The organism is Streptomyces sp. NPDC054757 (assembly GCF_053612185.1).
Map to the genome: position 1 here is coordinate 40,420 of NZ_JBSHBW010000029.1, position 15,926 is coordinate 56,345.

The 15,926-nt window shown below is 69.0% G+C and carries 7 protein-coding genes and 1 pseudogene; 6 read left to right on the forward strand and 2 right to left on the reverse strand.

The genetic code is table 11. From position 1 onward, the window contains the following. Nucleotide 1: 1 nt before the first annotated feature. The gene (gene pglX / locus ACWGKJ_RS28030; protein ID WP_385023351.1) at nt 2-3,838 is read left to right on the forward strand and encodes a BREX-2 system adenine-specific DNA-methyltransferase PglX; all 3,837 of its coding nucleotides are present in this window, start codon (nt 2-4) and stop codon (nt 3,836-3,838) included. 65 nt (nt 3,839-3,903) lie between these two features. Here the strand turns inward: pglX and ACWGKJ_RS28035 are convergent, their stop codons facing one another. Further along, nucleotides 3,904-4,107, reverse strand: a complete 204-nt coding sequence (locus tag ACWGKJ_RS28035) for a DUF397 domain-containing protein (RefSeq protein WP_385023353.1) — start codon at nt 4,105-4,107, stop codon at nt 3,904-3,906. Then, a pseudogene (locus tag ACWGKJ_RS28040) lies at nt 4,104-4,956 on the reverse strand (helix-turn-helix domain-containing protein). The gene ACWGKJ_RS28035 and the pseudogene ACWGKJ_RS28040 overlap by 4 nt, the downstream one beginning before the upstream one ends. Nucleotides 4,957-5,232: 276 nt before the next feature. Between ACWGKJ_RS28040 and ACWGKJ_RS28045 the strand changes: the two are divergent. From ACWGKJ_RS28045 to ACWGKJ_RS28065, 5 genes are all read left to right on the forward strand, one after another. Further along, nucleotides 5,233-5,721, forward strand: coding sequence for an ATP-binding protein (locus ACWGKJ_RS28045; RefSeq protein ID WP_385023355.1), 489 nt, complete (start codon nt 5,233-5,235; stop codon nt 5,719-5,721). A gap of 76 nt (nt 5,722-5,797) precedes the next feature. After that, on the forward strand, nt 5,798-9,706 hold the full coding sequence (locus tag ACWGKJ_RS28050; protein WP_385023357.1) for a hypothetical protein: 3,909 nt from the start codon (nt 5,798-5,800) through the stop codon (nt 9,704-9,706). Then, nucleotides 9,703-12,435 (forward strand): BREX-2 system phosphatase PglZ, encoded by a 2,733-nt coding sequence (gene pglZ, locus ACWGKJ_RS28055; RefSeq protein WP_385023359.1) that lies wholly within the window; start codon nt 9,703-9,705, stop codon nt 12,433-12,435. The genes ACWGKJ_RS28050 and pglZ overlap by 4 nt, the downstream gene beginning before the upstream one ends. Next, complete coding sequence (gene brxD / locus ACWGKJ_RS28060) at nt 12,432-13,763, forward strand: BREX system ATP-binding protein BrxD (protein WP_385023361.1); 1,332 nt, start codon at nt 12,432-12,434, stop codon at nt 13,761-13,763. The genes pglZ and brxD overlap by 4 nt, the downstream gene beginning before the upstream one ends. Continuing rightward, nucleotides 13,760-15,925: a DEAD/DEAH box helicase gene (locus tag ACWGKJ_RS28065; protein WP_385023363.1), complete on the forward strand. Its 2,166-nt coding sequence runs from the start codon at nt 13,760-13,762 to the stop codon at nt 15,923-15,925. Before brxD ends, ACWGKJ_RS28065 begins: the two co-directional genes overlap by 4 nt. The last annotated feature ends 1 nt before the right edge of the window (nt 15,926 follow it).

Consider the following 15,926-nt stretch of genomic DNA (forward strand, 5'->3'; position numbering starts at 1 on the left):
GGTGCCCTCCGAGGAAGCCCGTACGACCACCGAAGCGCCGGACGCCCCTGCCGCGCCGCCGCACGCCACCCTCCTCAAGGACCTCCAGAAGCAGGTCGCGCTCCTGGAGGAGGATCTGCGCAGGCGGGCCCAGGAGGACAGTGACCAGACCCGGGCACTGAAGGCGGAGTACGAGGAGGCCGCGGGTAAGCGCACCGAAGCGGCCCGGTACGAGTCATGGCTGGAGGAACGGGTGGTGCAGATCGCCGCCGCCTGGGTCCTTGCCTGTGTCTTCGTCCGCTTCTGCGAGGACAACGGTCTGGTCCCCGACGCCCGCATCTCCGGTCCGGGGGAGCGGCTGGTCGAGGCGCAGGACAACCACGACGCGTTCTTCCGCGAGAATCCCCAGCTGAACGACCGCGACTGGCTCAAGGAGTGCTTTCGCAAGCTGGCCGGTGAGCACGCCGTCACCGAGGGCCTCTTCGACTCCGGTTACAACCCCCTGTGGGAGCTCGACCCGTCCTACGACGCCGCCGCCCGCCTGCTCTCCTTCTGGCGTGAACGCGGCTCGGACGGCCGGCTCCGTCACGACTTCACCGATCCCACCCTCAACACCCGTTTCCTCGGCGACCTCTACCAGGACCTGTCCGAGCACGCCCGCAAGACGTACGCGCTGCTCCAGACCCCGGAGTTCGTCGAGAAGTTCATCCTCGATCTCACGCTGACCCCTGCGCTGGAGGAGTTCGGCCTCGACCCGGTGTGGAAGCACCGCCCCGAGGGCTGGACGGGCGAGACGTACGAAGAGATCGACACCGACGGGGCCCCGATCACCGTGGTGCGCGGTCTGCGCTGCATCGACCCGGCCTGTGGCTCCGGCCACTTCCTGCTTGAGCTCTTCAAGCGGGCCCTGGCGGCGTGGCGAGAGGCCGATCGGGGAGCGGAGAACTGGCTCCTGGTACGCCGAGCCCTGGAGTCGGTCCACGGCGCCGACAAGAACCCCTTCGCCGCCTCCATCGCTCGCTTCCGACTGCTGGTCGCGGCCCTTCAGGAGTGCGGGGAGCAGAGGCTGTCCGCCATGCCCGGCATGCCGATCCGCATTGCCGTCGGGGACTCGCTGCTGCACGGACGAGAGGCGGGCCGCGACACGGACCGGACCCTGGACGATGCCGTACGCGAGGACGAGACGTTCACCTACCGCACGGAGGACGTCAAGAGGCACGTGAAGGAGGCCGACCTGCTGGGGCGCGGCTCGTATCACGTGGTCGTCGCCAATCCGCCGTACATCACGGTCAAGGACAAGACCGAGAACGAGAACTACCGCAAGATCTACTGGGCCTGCTCGGGAAAGTACGCACTGTCGGTGCCTTTCGCGCAGCGCATTTTCGAGCTTGCGGTGCGGGGGAGCGGGGATCACCGGGTGGGTGGCTTCACCGGGCAGATCACGTCGAACTCGTTCATGAAGAGGGAATTCGGGGCGACGCTGATCGAGTCGTTCTTCCACGGGGGGCCTTACAAGGATCCGCAGACGCGGCGCAGGCGCGACTTCCCGGGAGTGGAACTCACGCATGTGCTGGACACGTCCGGGGCGTTCATCCCTGGGCACGGTACGCCGACAGTGATCTTGGTGGGACGTAACCGGACAGCTTTGCAGCGGGAGCCGATTCGGGCAGTGCTGGGGGTGCGGGGGGAACCTGGCCAGCCGGAGGACCCGGCGCAGGGCGTGGTGTGGCAGGCGATTGTTTCGCAGTGGCGGAAGCCGGGGGTGGGGTCTGAGGAGTGGGTGACTGTTGAGGACCGGCCTCGATCCGACCTGGCCTCATTTCCGTGGAGTTTGTCGGGGGGCGGGGCGTCCGGGCTGATGAACAGGGTGGAAAGGGCACCTCGTAGACTCGGTGCGCTTCTCGACGGGAAGATCGGGTTCGCGAGCTTCCCTGGTCAGGACGAGGTGTTCTTCCTGACCCCGTCCTGGTTCCGTCAACGGCCAGATGCGCTGGAACTGCGTCGTCCTCTGGTCACAGGCGATGTCGTACGAGACTGGGACATCGATGCAGAGGCGCCGGCTCTGGTGCCGTACGACGCGGATCTTGAGCCCATCGCGTATGAGCCGCAGACAAGGTGGGGACAGCATCTGTGGACCATGCGCACACAGCTCGGGTCCACGACCGGGTTCGGCGGCAAGACACGCGCCGAGTCCGATGAGCCGTGGTGGACGTGGTATCGGTGGGTGGCGGATCGGTATCGGACACCGCTGACTATTGCGTATGGCGAAGTCGCCACTCATAACCACTTCGTGCTGGACGGGGGCGGAAAGGTTTTCAAGCAGACCGCACCCGTGATCAAGCTGCCCGAGTCCGCGAGCGAGGAGCAGTATCTTGAATTGCTGGGGGTGCTGAATTCCTCAGTAAGCTGCTTCTGGATGAAGCAAGTGAGTCACGTCAAGGGTGGCAGCGGGATTGGGCGAGGCATTCAGGATGAAGCCTGGGAGAACCGCTACGCGTTTAACGGGACTCGTCTACAGGAGTTTCCTGTCCCGGCTGAACTGCCTCTTCTGTGGTCCCGTCAACTCGATTCCCTTGCTCAGCAATTGGCCAGCCAGGAGCCCGCTGCCTTCACATCTCCAGGCGTCGCGGCTCCCACCCGCGAAACCCTCGAAGCCGCCAAGGGCGAGCAGGAGCGGATTCGCGCGCGGATGATCCTGCTCCAGGAGGAGCTGGACTGGACCGTGTACGGGTTGTACGGGCTGCTGACCCCCGCCGAGGTCGCTCGGACCACGCTGCCCGGCGACCCTATGGAGATCGTCGACGCTAACGTGCCTGAACTCAAGCTCGGCCAGCGGGCGTTCGAGATCGCTCTGGCTCGCAGCGGGATGGAAACCTCCTGGTTCGAGCGGCACGATTCCACTGATAATCGGACCACCGAGGTCCCCGTCGAGGGCTGGCCCGAGCCCTACCGGCAAATCGTTCAGGCACGTCTCGATCTCATCGCCGAGAACAAAGACATCCGCCTCATCGAGCGGCCGGAGTTCAAGCGCCGCTGGTCCACCAAGAAGTGGAAGGACCGCGAGGCCGCCGCCCTGCGGTCCTGGCTGCTCGACGCCTGCGAGCGTGAGGAGCTGTGGTTCGAGGAGCGGGACGGACTCGACTCCCCCCGCCCGCTCACCATCTACCAGCTCGCCGATGCCCTCCGTCACGACCAAGACGTCCAAGACGTCGCTGCGCTCTATGCTGCCGACCACCTCGGCGCGCGCGACGTTCCGACCTCCACGGTCCTGGCGGCCGTCGTCGAGTCCGAGCACGTCCCCCACCTGGCCGCCCTCCGCTACAAGGAGTCCGGTCTGCGCAAGCGTGCCCAGTGGGAGGCGGTGTGGCAGGAGCAGCGCAAGGAGGACGAGGACGGCGAGCGGCGCGACATCAAGCCGCCGCCCAAGTACACCTCCGCCGATTTCCTCCAGCACAGCTACTGGTCGAACCGCGGCAAGCTTGACGTCCCCAAGGAGCGGTTCGTTTCCTACCCGGGTTCATCGCCGGACAACGATCCCTCCCTCCTGATCGGCTGGGCGGGCTGGAATCACCGCCACCAGGCCGAAGCCCTCGTCAATCTTCTCAACGACCGTTTCAACGTGGATGGTTGGTCCAAGGAGGACCCTCGCTACGTTCCGCTCCTCGCCGGACTCGCGGAGATCATGCCGTGGGTCAGGCAGTGGTACAACGCGTACGACGAGGAGTGGGAGGGGAACCCGTCCGAGGACTTCGACAGCGCCCTCACCGCTGGCCTGTTCGGCCGTGACCTCTCCCGGGCGGACCTTGAGGCATGGCGTCCGGAGAAGAAGGGTCGGGGTCGCCGCAAGGGTGGTGACTAGCTCCAGCTCTGAACACGGCTGAGGGACCGGGGCTCGATGTCCCGGCCCCTCTCCTGTTCAAGGTTTCAGCCGCGCCTGTCCGCCATCTTCAGGAACGCAGCCCACTCCGCGGGGGCGACCGTGAGGACGGGCCCGGCGGCTCGCTTCGAGTCCCGTACGTGAACAAGCGCGTCCGCCCGGGCAACCTCGACGCACTGGCCGCCGTCTCCGGAGCTGTAGCTGCTCTTTGCCCAAAGCAGTTTGGCCGGTTTTCTGCTGTTCGCTGTCACAACTCTCCCAAGAGCTTCTCGATCCAGTCCAGCGACTCCTTTGGAGTCAAGGCCTGGGCCCGCAAGATGCCATACGTGGCTTCGAGATTCTGCACTTTTGCCAGGTCCGCATGCACGATGCTCTGGCTCTGCGCTTCCACGTAGGCCATCCTGCGCCGAGCCTTCGAGAGGAGCAACGTGAAGGGGCCTGCCAAACTGGCGTGTTCGTCGCGTTCGATCGGCGTCACTTGGATCTCGACGTTCCGCTGATGCCCCACGATCAGCAGTTGTTCCAACTGGCATCGCAACACCCTGCGTCCGCCCAACGGCCGCCGCAGCGCCGCCTCTTCAATGACGAAGCTCATGAGTGGCGCAGGCCTGCGCGTGAAGATCTTCTGCCGCATCAGTCGCGCCGCGAGGCGTTGTTCGACGGTTACTTCGTCGAGCAGGGGGCGCCACATCTCGAACACAGCCCGCGCGTATTCCTCGCACTGGAGTAGTCCGTTCGCCAAGAGGGCGTCGTAGGCATGCAGCTCAACGGCCTCTGCCTCCAGGTGGGCGAACTTTTGGAAGAACCCGGATACCGCGCCTTCTCCACCTCCCCCTTCATCACCCCAGCACCCCACCCGCCCCCAGCACCCGGTCCAAGTCGTCCACCAGCCCCGGCTTCGGGATGCGCCGCCCCTATTCCACCGACGCGATCTGCGCTTCCCCGTACCCCACCAGTGCCCCCAGCTCCGCCTGGGTGAGGCCCGCCGCCTCCCGGAGCAGCTTCACCTGGCGGCCGAAGCAGCGCAGGAACCCGCTTCCCGCCTCTCCCGCGTCCGCGCCCACCTCCGCCACCGTGTCCGTGTCCACATCAGAGTCCATCAGATCCATGTCCGCCGCCCCTGGCCGTTGAGCCCCAACAGCGCCCACACCCAGGCAAGTTAATCAGCGTACGGACAGCCCTCCCGCCCGCGAGGGCCGATCGCGGAGACTTCTCCCATGTGGGTGACACCACGGACGTGCGGTGGCCCCGTACAACCCCGACAACCGCCCCCACCCGCCCCCACCCGCCCCACCCGCCCCACCCGCCCCGACAGCAGTTCTCCGTACCGGCTCACCCCCTGTCCGTGCCGGTCCCGGCCGCGCCACCGTCGGCGTATGACAACTCCCTCACCCGCTCCCTTCGAGCTGCGCTTCACCTCCACTCCACGAGGTGCCCGGCTCGCCCGGCGCCTCGCCGCGCACTGCCTCGATGCCTGGGGGTACGGCTACGACACGCCCGCTCACCACGATGCGAGCCTCGTTGTCGCGGAGCTCGCTGCGAACGCCGTCACGCACGGTGCGGTACCCGGCCGTGACGTACTGCTGCGCCTCACTCTGCTCCCGGCACAGGGACGACAGGAACAGCTGCGCATCGAGGTCAGCGACACCCGGGGGGAACGTCGGCCCGCCATCCGCACCCCCACCACCGCCATTGCCCCCATGCTCGAAACGGGGCGAGGCCTCCTGATCGTCGCCGCGCTCGCCGAGAGCTGGGGAGTGGAGCCCCGGAGGGGCGCGCCCGGCAAGACGGTCTGGGCGGTGGTGACCTTGATCGCTCCGGTTTCCGTGACCGTCCGCTCTGCGGCCGTACCCCTGGCACCATAGAGAGACGTGGTGTGTGCGGGACGCGGGCGAAGGCCCGGGCCCCGCCGGGAGCAGGTGTGGGGAGCGGAAGCGGCGGATGGCGCGAGGCAGCGGGACCGTACTGAAGGACGTCCTCGACATCAAGGAGGACCTCCACTCCGGCGACTTCAAGGTCGCGCTGACCGAGGGGTTCGCCGGGAAGGCTGCCGGGTCGGTCGACGACTACGTCGTCACCCCGCAGCTCCAGGAGCAATTCCGTACAGCGCTGAAGGTGGTCGGCAGGGCCGTCCGCACGAACGGTTCGTACGCCGCCTACCTGCACGGCTCCTTCGGTTCCGGCAAGAGCCACTTCCTGTCCGTGCTGCACGCCGTACTCAACGGGGACGAGGCCGTTCAGGGCAAGGACCGGCTGCGGGAGGTCGTCGCCGAGCACGCGGACTGGCTGCCCGGCAAGAAGTTCCTGATGGTGCCCTACCACCTGGTGGGCGCGGCCAGCCTGGAATCCGCGCTGCTGGGCGGGTATGTGAAGACGGTGCGCGAGGAGCGCCCGCGTGAGGCGACGCCGCTGGTGTTCCGGGCCGACTCGCTGCTCGCGGACGCGCGGGCGCTACGCGAGAACATCGGCGACGAGGCGTTCATCCGGCTGCTGCCCGCACCTGTGGCCCCCCACCCGGCGGCCGCCACCAGTGACGCCACGGACACCGCCGAGGACGACGAGGACGGGGATCTGCAGCCCATCGGCGCCGCGCCGGTGCTCGGCTGGACCACCGGCGCCCTGGACGCGGCTTTCCGAGCTCCGGCCGGCGACCCGCAGCGGGACCAGCTGCTCACCGCCCTGTTCAGCGGACCCAACAAGTCATACGCGGACAGCGTCAGCGGGGACGCCGCAGCGTACGTCTCGCTGGACGACGGGCTCAGCGAGATGAGCAAGCACGCACAGCGGCTCGGCTACGACGGTGTGGTGCTGTTCCTGGACGAGCTGGTGCTGTGGCTGCAGGCCAGGATGTCCGACCGGACGTTCATCAACGACGAGATCCAGAAGCTCGTCAAGCTGATCGAGTCGAGCAACCCGAACCGGCCGGTGCCGATCGTCTCGTTCATCTCTCGCCAGCGCGACCTGTCCCAGCTCGTCGGCTCCGAGATCCTCGGTTCGGACGTGGAGAACCTCCAGCAGGCCATGGAGTACCTCAAGGAGCGGGTCACCGTCATCGGCCTGGAGGACAGCAACCTCCCAGACATCATCAAGGAGCGCGTCCTCAAGCCGCGCCCGGGGCAGGAGCAGGCGCTCGACGCCGCGTTCGCCGGGGTCGACAGGGCGGGACAGCTGGTCAAGGACGTCCTGCTCGACGGCGAGGGCGCCACGGGGGCCGACTGGGACGACTTCCGGGCCGTCTACCCGCTCTCGCCGGCCCTGCTGAACGTACTGGTCGCCCTCGCCGGCACGCTCCAGCGCGAACGCACGGGTCTCAAGCTCGTCCAGCAGCTCCTGGAGAAGAACGCGGACGCGGAGATCGGGCGGCTGATCCCGCTCGGCGACCTGTGGGACGTACTCGTCGACAACCAGAGCACTGCGTTCACCGCGAGGCTCCAGCAGGAGTCGGAGACCGCCCGCCGCTTTCACGAGCGGGCCCGTCGCTTCCTGCTGGGCAAGTACGGCAGCGCCGACCACCCCGACTTCATCGCCGACGACCGCTTCGTCAAGACGCTGCTGCTCGCCGCGCTCGCCCCCGACGTGCCCGCGCTGCGCCGCCTCACCGCCAGCAGGCTCGCTGCCCTCAACCACGGATCAGTGCGCTCGCGCGCCGTGCCCGTACGGGACAAGGTCGTCCAGCGGATCCGGGCGTTGCAGGGCGAGTTCCCCTCGGAGCTGCGCTCCGAGGGGAGTGACGACCCGGTGTACTCGCTGCACCTGTCGGACTTGGACATCGAGCCGATCCTCGCCGCCGTCGTCGGCGAGGACAAGGCCGGACCGCGGCGCACCTGGCTGCGTGAGCGGCTGTGGGAGGAGCTGGGCCTCACCGGGAAACAGGGCCAGCTCGTCGACGAGAAGAAGATCGTCTGGCGGGGCTCGGAGCGCACCGTGGAGTTCGTGTTCGGCATGGTGCGCGACCCGCGCAGCATCGCCGACGAGGCCTTCGAACCAGCCACCGCGGGGAACCTGCGCATCGTCCTGGACTGCCCCTACGACGAGGAGACCGGCCACTCCCCGGACGACGCCTACCGCCGGGTCACCGCGCTGCAGCGGGCGAACCCGTCCGGCACCCCGGTCCTGGTCTGGCTGTGCGACCACTTCTCCGAGCAGCGCAAGGCCCAGCTCGGTCAGCTCATGCGGATCAACTTCCTGCTGGAACGCGACCGGCTGTCGGAGTACATCCGCAACTTCTCGCCGGACGACCGGGCCAAGGCCCGCCGCCAGCTGGAGCACGGCCGCGAGAACCTCACCCGCACTCTGGTCGAATCCCTGCGCGAGGTCTACGGGCTCGCCGAGGTCACCGAGGGCACCCGGGGAGCGGAGGTGTACGACGGCCAGCACGTGCTGTCGCTGCAGCCCGAGTACCCGCGCCCGCAGCCCGAGGGCAGCAAGCCGTTCGGGCAGGCCGTGAACCAGCTCGCCGACGGACTGCTCACGGCTCTTTACCCCAAGCACCCCGACTTCGGCCCCGGACCTGGCAGCACTCCGAAGGCCGTCACGCCGGGCGAGCTCACCACCGCCCTGGAGTGGATCACCAGGGCCATGGACGAGGGCGGACGCATCGAGGTCGAGCCGAAGGACCTGCGGACCGTCAAGCGCGTCGTGGAGGCCCTGAAGCTCGGCGGCGTCCACGACGGCCCGCTCGTGATCGGCGGCACCGAACTGCGTACCCGGATCAACCGGGCCGCAGCCGCCCACAAGCAGGACGGTGAGCTGGCGGTGGAGGACATCCGCAACTGGCTCAAGGACGACCTCGGTATCGGCGGCCTCAGCAAGCTGGTCTCCAGCCTCCTCATCGCCGCCTACGCCCTCCTCGACGACCGCTCGTGGGCGCTGTACTCCGGCACCGAGACCACGCCCCCGCCGCTCGCCGACATCAGCCTCGGCTGGAAGCTGCGCTCCCAGCAGCTGCCCACCGAGGAGGAGTACGACACCGCCAGGGACCGGGCCGGGCGGCTCTTCGGCGTTCCCGCCAAGCCGGGACTGTTCGCGCGGAACGTCAACAAGCTCGCCGCCGAGGTCATGGCCCGTGTGGAGACGTACGACAAGAGCGTCGGCGGGGTGCGCACCGTGCTGAAGCGGCACGCCGCGCTCCTCGGGCTCGACGACGTCACCGCGACCCCGCGCGGCGCCCTGCTGCGCGAGGCCGAAGCCCTCCTCGCCCGGCTCCGTCGCCACACCGACGACGCCACCGGCCTGGTGAGCGAGCTGGCCTCCGTCTCGTACCAGACACGGGCCCGGGACCTGTCCCACGCGATGGGCAGCGCCGCAGAGGTACTGACCGCCCTGAACGACACCGACTGGCGGCTGCTGGCCAGCGTGCGTGCCCTCACCGGCCGCGACGACAGCATCGGCGACCGGTCCCAGCAGCTCATGGACCGCATCAGTGAGGCGGCACACGCCCCGGAGCGCGAACGGTCACTCGGCCCCGAACTCGACGCCGTCCGCAAGCACGGACTCGGGCTGCTCGACGACGCTCTGAACCTGGAACGGCCCGCTCCCATCCCTGTTCCGGTCGAGCCGACCGCCGAGATCGACGCCGATCGGATCCCGCTCTCCCAGCACGGCAACCCGCCCGTGTCCTCGGACCCGACCAACCTCGTGGGGGGGGAACAGGACCCGCTGACCTGGGACCCCGAGCCCGGACCCGGCACCCTGCCCCGGGCCGGACGGCATGTCATCGCCCCCGGACAGGCCGCGCTCCACGCCGATCTCGACGCCGTACGCGAGGCCATCGAAGCGTTCCGCGCCCTGCACCCGGACACGCCGGTGGAGATCTCCTGGCGTGCACAGCAGGAAGGTGAGACCCCGTGACGGCCACCCGGCCCGTCGCGGGCCGACGCGCCATCGAGATGCTCCTGCACAGCGAGCTCAAGGAGGCCCCGGGACGTCGGCTCGTCCTCGTCGACGCCGTCTGGGACGCCGCTGAAAAGGACACGGAGTTCACCGTCCCGGTGGGGGAGGGGAAACACCGCCGGGTCGTCGTCACCGACCAGGACTCACCGCTCGGTGTCACGGATGCCTGGCACCGGCACATGGGGGGAAGCGACCCGCAGGACGACAGCGTCCTCGTCGTCACCGGCACCGTACCCGCCGAGCAGCTCAGCCTGGACCTGCGCGCCCACGCCGTACATCGCCAGCCGCTGCACGTCGACCGGGCGGAGATCGTCACCCAGCTCTTCGGGGCCTCCGACCTGGACCCGCGGATGCTCGGTGAGCACTGGCTCCTCGACGGGCTGCTGCAGGCCGAACCCCTGGACGGCTGGCCCCGCACCGGTGCCGTCCTTACCCGCGACCGAGCCGTGCGCGCTCTGCTCGACGCACGCCTGGGCCTGGGCAGCGTCGCCTCCGCCACCCTGGACCTGGACGCGGATGCCCTCTTCTCCTGGACCCGCAGCCCGGCCGGACCCGCCCGCTACGCCGCCCTGGCCGACAGCGAACGGAACGGACTGCAGACCTGGCTGACACGCGTCGTCGGCCCGGCCGCTGAGACCCTGCTCACACTGGCCGCCGAGGGCCGCGGCGGCGACGCGCTCCCACTGGGCGCGCTCGCCTCCGCCGCACTGGCCTCCGCGGCCCCCGAAGCCGCGGGGTTCGCCCTCGGGACCTTGTTCGGCCCGGCTCTCGCCTCCTTCGACACGCTGCGGCCGTTCGCCGACGCCGCCACCGGTGTGCTCACCCGCTGGATCGCCAGGGCAGAGGGCGCCGCGCCCACCGATGCCGCCCGCGACCGGGTTCTGGCCGTGCTGGAACGCGCCGACCGGCTGGCCGCCGACGCCCGCCTCACCGACCACGTACGTGGCGACCGACTGCTCCCGTCCGGCTATCTGGGGCGGCTGCGCACCCTGGCTGCCTGCCTCGGCAGTCGCGGTAACGGCGCCATCACACTGGCCGAATCCGCGCTGCGCGACCTGGAATCCCATCAGCTCGCCATGGTCCACGGGGATTCCACTGAGACCGCCCGCACCGCCGTCCGCCTGATGCGCTGGCTCGCCACCGAACCCGCCGCGCCCGCCACCGTCGCCCAGGCCGTGCAACAACACATGTCCTCGTCCGGCTGGGCCGATCTGGCCGTCGCCGTCCTCGCGGAAGGCGACGCCTCCCGCGACACCGCAATCGGCGAGGCGTACCGCAAGCTGATAGGAGCCGCCCGCGTCCGCCGCACCGCCGCCGACGCCCGTTTCGCCGGGCTGCTCGTCACCTGGACCGAGAACGCCTGCCAGCAGGCCGACGGTGGTGCGCTGCTCATCGAAGACGCCCTCGCCAAGGCCGCGGCCCCGTTGTCCCACAACGGCGGACGTCCGCTGATCCTCGTGCTCGACGGCATGAGCGCGGACATCGCCGTCGGCCTCGCCGCCGAGCTGGACCGGCGCGTGTGGACCGAGGTGGTGCCCGCCGCCTCGGGAACCGCAGGACCGCAGCGACTGGCGGCCGTTTCCATGCTGCCGTCCATCACCCGCTACAGCCGGGCCTCACTGCTGAGCGGCCGACCCTGCGAGGGCGGACAGTCCGCCGAGCGCAGCGGGTTCAGCGCCTTCTGGCGGCGCCGCCACCGCGAGGCGCACCTCTTCCACAAGGGCTACGAGGGCCCGCCAGGGCACCGGCTCGCCCCCGAACTGGTTCAGGCCCTCGCCTCGGACGACATCGTCGCGGTCGTCCTCAACACCATCGACGAAGCCCTGGACGACGGCCGGGAGGGAGCCGGTGGCCGCTGGCAGCTCGCCGGCATCGGCAAGCTGCCCGATCTGTTGAACGCCGCCCGGGATTACGGGCGCCCCGTCGTCCTGGTCTCCGACCACGGCCATGTCATCGACCGCACCGAACGAGGCCACCTGCCCGCGGAGGTCACCGGAGTGCGGGGGGCACGCTGGCGTACCGGCGAGCCGAGGGATGGCGAGGTCGTCCTGGCAGGTTCACGCGTGCTCACGGACGGCAAACGCATCACCGCTGCCTGGCGCGACGACCTGCGCTACAGCGCCCGCGCCGCCGGATACCATGGCGGCGCCTCGCTCGCCGAGGTCACCGTCCCCGTGATCACCCTGGTGCCCTCCGGCGGAGCGGTGCCGTCGGGGTGGGTGCTGCTGCCACTCGAGACGATCGAGCCCTCATGGTGGACGGCGTCCGACAGCACTGAGGCCCCTCCGGCAGCCGCTCCCGCCTTCGAAGTCGCACGGGAACAGGCGCCCGTCGCGGTCGGGGCCGGTTCCGATGCCCTCACCCTCGGCCTGCGTACCGTACGTAGCGCCTCGTACAAGTCCCAGCTCGAATTCGTCCGCGGTGCACCCGAGCGGAAGGCGGTCGCCGCGGCCCTGGACGCCTTGGACGCGGCAGGCGGAAAACTCTCACCCGGCGCGGTCGCCGCCGCCGCCCAGTCCGCCACCGGCAAATCTCAGCGCAACCCCGCCCGTTTCGCCACGATGCTGGAACGACTCCTCAACATCGACGGCTACCCGGTGCTCCGTCTCGTCGAGTCCGGGCGCACCGTACAGCTGGACCGCGCCCTGCTGGAGCAGCAGTTCCCGTCCTCGAAAGGCACCGCATGACCCGCCCGGTCCTCGACATCAGCGCCGCGCGCCGCCGCGACGTGGTCGACGCGCTGCGCCGCGGCACCGTCCCGCAGGCAGGGCTCGGGTTGTTCGCCGTCGGCCTCGACCGCTTCGAAATTGCGCTCGACGACGACCTGGCCACCGTCGCTCGGGGTGGGGCCGCTTTCCACGCCCTGCGCGGTGAGTACGGATCCGGCAAGACCTTCTTCGCCCGCTGGCTCGCAGAACGGGCCAAACGGCGTGGACTCGCCGTCAGCGAGGTCCAGATCTCCGAGACGGAGACTCCGCTGCACCGCCTGGAAACCGTCTACCGTCGGCTCACTGAGCGACTGGCGACCGCCACCCACCAGCCATCCGCACTGCGTGCCGTCATCGACTCCTGGTTCTACGCGCTGGAAGAGGAAGTGCTGGCGGGCGGGGAGGCGGCAGAAGACGATGAAGCGGCACTGGCAATCGCAGTCGACGCCCTTCTGGAACAGCGACTGGCCGCAGTTGCCCGTACTACCCCCGCCTTCTCAGCTGCGCTGCGCGGCTACCGGCGTGCCGTGGCGGCAGGCGACGGAGCCCTCGCTGAAGCCCTCATCGCCTGGATAGGCGGACAGAAGTCGGTGGCCGCCGCCGCGAAACGAGCCGCGGGAATCCGCGGAGACCTCGATCACTTCGCCGCCCTCGGTTTCCTCCAGGGTCTACTCACCGTGCTGAGGGACTGCGGACACCCCGGGCTTCTGCTGGTCTTCGACGAAGTCGAGACCTTGCAGCGGGTACGCGGCGACGTCCGCGAAAAGTCCCTGAACGCGCTGCGCCAGCTCCTCGACGAGATCGACACGGGCCGATTCCCCGGCCTCTTCCTCGTCATCACCGGCACCCCGGCCTTCTACGACGGCCAACAGGGAGCGCAGCGTCTCGCGCCCCTGGCCCAGCGACTGGCCACGGACTTCACCACCGACCCGCGCTTCGACTCACCGCGCGCCGTGCAGCTGCGCCTGCCCGGCTTCGACCTCGCCTCCCTCGGCGATCTGGGACGCAGCGTCCGCGACATCTATGCCGCAGACGCCCGCCACCCCGAACGGCTCGCCCAACGCGCGGACGACGCCTACCTGGACGAACTGGCAGGTGCCGTCACCGGCGCGCTCGGCGGGAAAGTCGGCATCGCCCCGCGTTTGTACCTGCGCAAACTGGTCGCCGACGTCCTCGACCGGATCGACGAGTTCAATGACTTCGACCCGAGACGGCACTACGCCCTCACCTTGCAGACGACTGAGCTCAGCGCAGTGGAACGCAACGCGGCTACCAGAGCAGCGGACATCCCTCTGGACCTGCCGTGACACGCCGTCCGCCCGACGACGCAGAATCATGGCCCGCCCCCGACGCGTTCGACCTGCTGGATCCCGTGCTCCAGCACCACGTCGTCAACAGCCTCGGCTGGCCGGCCCTGCGTCCGCTCCAGGAAGATGCCGTCTCACCGCTCCTGGCGGGCCAGGACGCCGTACTCCTGGCCCCCACCGCCGGCGGCAAGACGGAAGCCGCCGTCTTCCCCCTGCTGAGCCGTATGAACCGCAGTGGGTGGAAGGGCACCAGCGTTCTGTACGTGTGCCCGCTCAAGGCACTTCTCAACAACCTCCACCCCAGGCTGGAGATGTACACGGGCTGGTTGGGCCGCACCACGGGCTTGTGGCACGGGGACGTCACCACTTCACGCCGACGCCGTCTCCTGATCCAGCGCCCCGACATTCTGCTGACCACACCCGAATCCCTGGAGTCGATGCTGGTCAGCACGCACGTCGACCACCGCTCCTTCTTCAGCGGCCTGCGGTCGGTCATCGTCGACGAGGTACACGCCTTCGCCGGGGACGACCGGGGCTGGCACCTGCTGGCCGTTCTCGAACGCCTGGGACGAATCGCAGGTCGTCCGCTCCAGCGTGTCGGCCTGTCCGCGACGATCGGCAACCCCGCCGAACTCCTCGGCTGGCTGCAAGGGTCAGGGCATGGCACGCGGGTCGGACGGGTTATCGCACCCCCGTCCCAGCCACCAACTCCTCCGACGGACGCCACCAGTCCCGTCGGCGACATCGAACTCGACTACGTAAGGTCCGTCGCGAACGCGGCACTCGTCATCTCAGCCCTTCACCGAGGCGAGAAGCGGCTGGTTTTCTGCGAGAGTCGTCGTACCGTCGAAGAACTGGGCGAGCAGCTACGCCTGCGTGGAGTCGTCACCTTCCTCTCTCACGCGTCGCTCTCGGTGGACGAACGCCGCCGGGCCGAGCAAGCGTTCGCGGAGGCCAGGGACTGCGTAATCGTCTCCACCAGCACGCTGGAACTCGGCATCGACGTCGGAGACCTTGACCGTGTTATCCAGCTCGACGCCCCCCGCACTGTCGCTGCCTTCCTTCAGCGGCTCGGCCGCACCGGACGACGCCCCGGCACCAACCGCAACTGTCTCTTCCTGGCCCTCAGTGAGGAAGGACTGCTCGCATCAGCCGCGCTCCTGCTCCGCTGGGCGCGCGGCTGGGTGGAACCGATCACGCCTCCCCCCGAACCCCGCCACCTCGTCGCCCAACAGATGCTCGCCCTATGCCTTCAGGAACACCGAATCGGTGAGAATCTGTGGCAGCAGGCGTGGGGAGACATCGGCCTCTTCGGCTCCGGCGCCGCACCTGTCGTACAGCACTTGGTCGAACAGGGCTACCTCGACCAGGACTCGGGCATGTTGTTCATCGGGCCCGAGGCCGAACACCGCTACGGACACCGTCATTTCATGAACCTGACGGCGGTCTTCACCGCCCCGCCCGAGTTCACCGTGTTCAACGGCCGCACCGAGATCGGCCGAACCGACCCCGACCTGCTCACGGAACAAGTCCAGGGGCCACGCAGACTCCTGTTGGCGGGACGCAGCTGGCAGGTCACCCACATCGACTTCAGCCGCCGGCGCTGCTTCGTCACCCCGGTCGATGATGGTGGACGCGCCAGGTGGAGCGGGTTCGGCGCTGAACGCATCCTGTCGTACGAGCTGGCACGGGCTGCGCGTGACGTTCTCCTCGGTGAGGACCCGCCCGTCCGTCTCACCACGCGGGCCACGGCACGCCTGGCCGAAGCCCGGGAGGCACATTTGGAGGTGGTGCATCCTGGCGGAACTGTCATCGCCCGTCGCTCCGACGGAGAAACGCGCTGGTGGACTTGGGCCGGACAGCGCGCCAACGCCACACTGGCTGCGAGCCTGGCGTCAACAGTTTCACCTCACCGCAGGGCCCATGCCCATGGGATCCGTTTGCGGGACGATCTCACGCCCGAAGTCTGGGCGCGTGCCATGGCGCGGGCACACGAAGGATTGTGCCTGCCGGATGTCGACCGGCAGGCGGTGCGCGGTTTGAAGTTCGCCGAGGCCCTTCCATTGAGGCTGGCAGAGGCGACGCTTGCCGCGCGTGCCATTGACAAGCAGGGAGCCAGCCTGATCCTTGACACGCCAGTTCGGTTTCTGAATCTTCACTGAA

Excerpts from the sequence above, each read along its gene's own strand:
- ACWGKJ_RS28045 (WP_385023355.1), top strand. The coding sequence starts at position 5,233 with ATGACAACTCCCTCACCCGCTCCCTTCGAGCTGCGCTTCACCTCCACT.
- ACWGKJ_RS28050 (WP_385023357.1), top strand. The coding sequence starts at position 5,798 with ATGGCGCGAGGCAGCGGGACCGTACTGAAGGACGTCCTCGACATCAAG.
- brxD (WP_385023361.1), top strand. The coding sequence starts at position 12,432 with ATGACCCGCCCGGTCCTCGACATCAGCGCCGCGCGCCGCCGCGACGTG.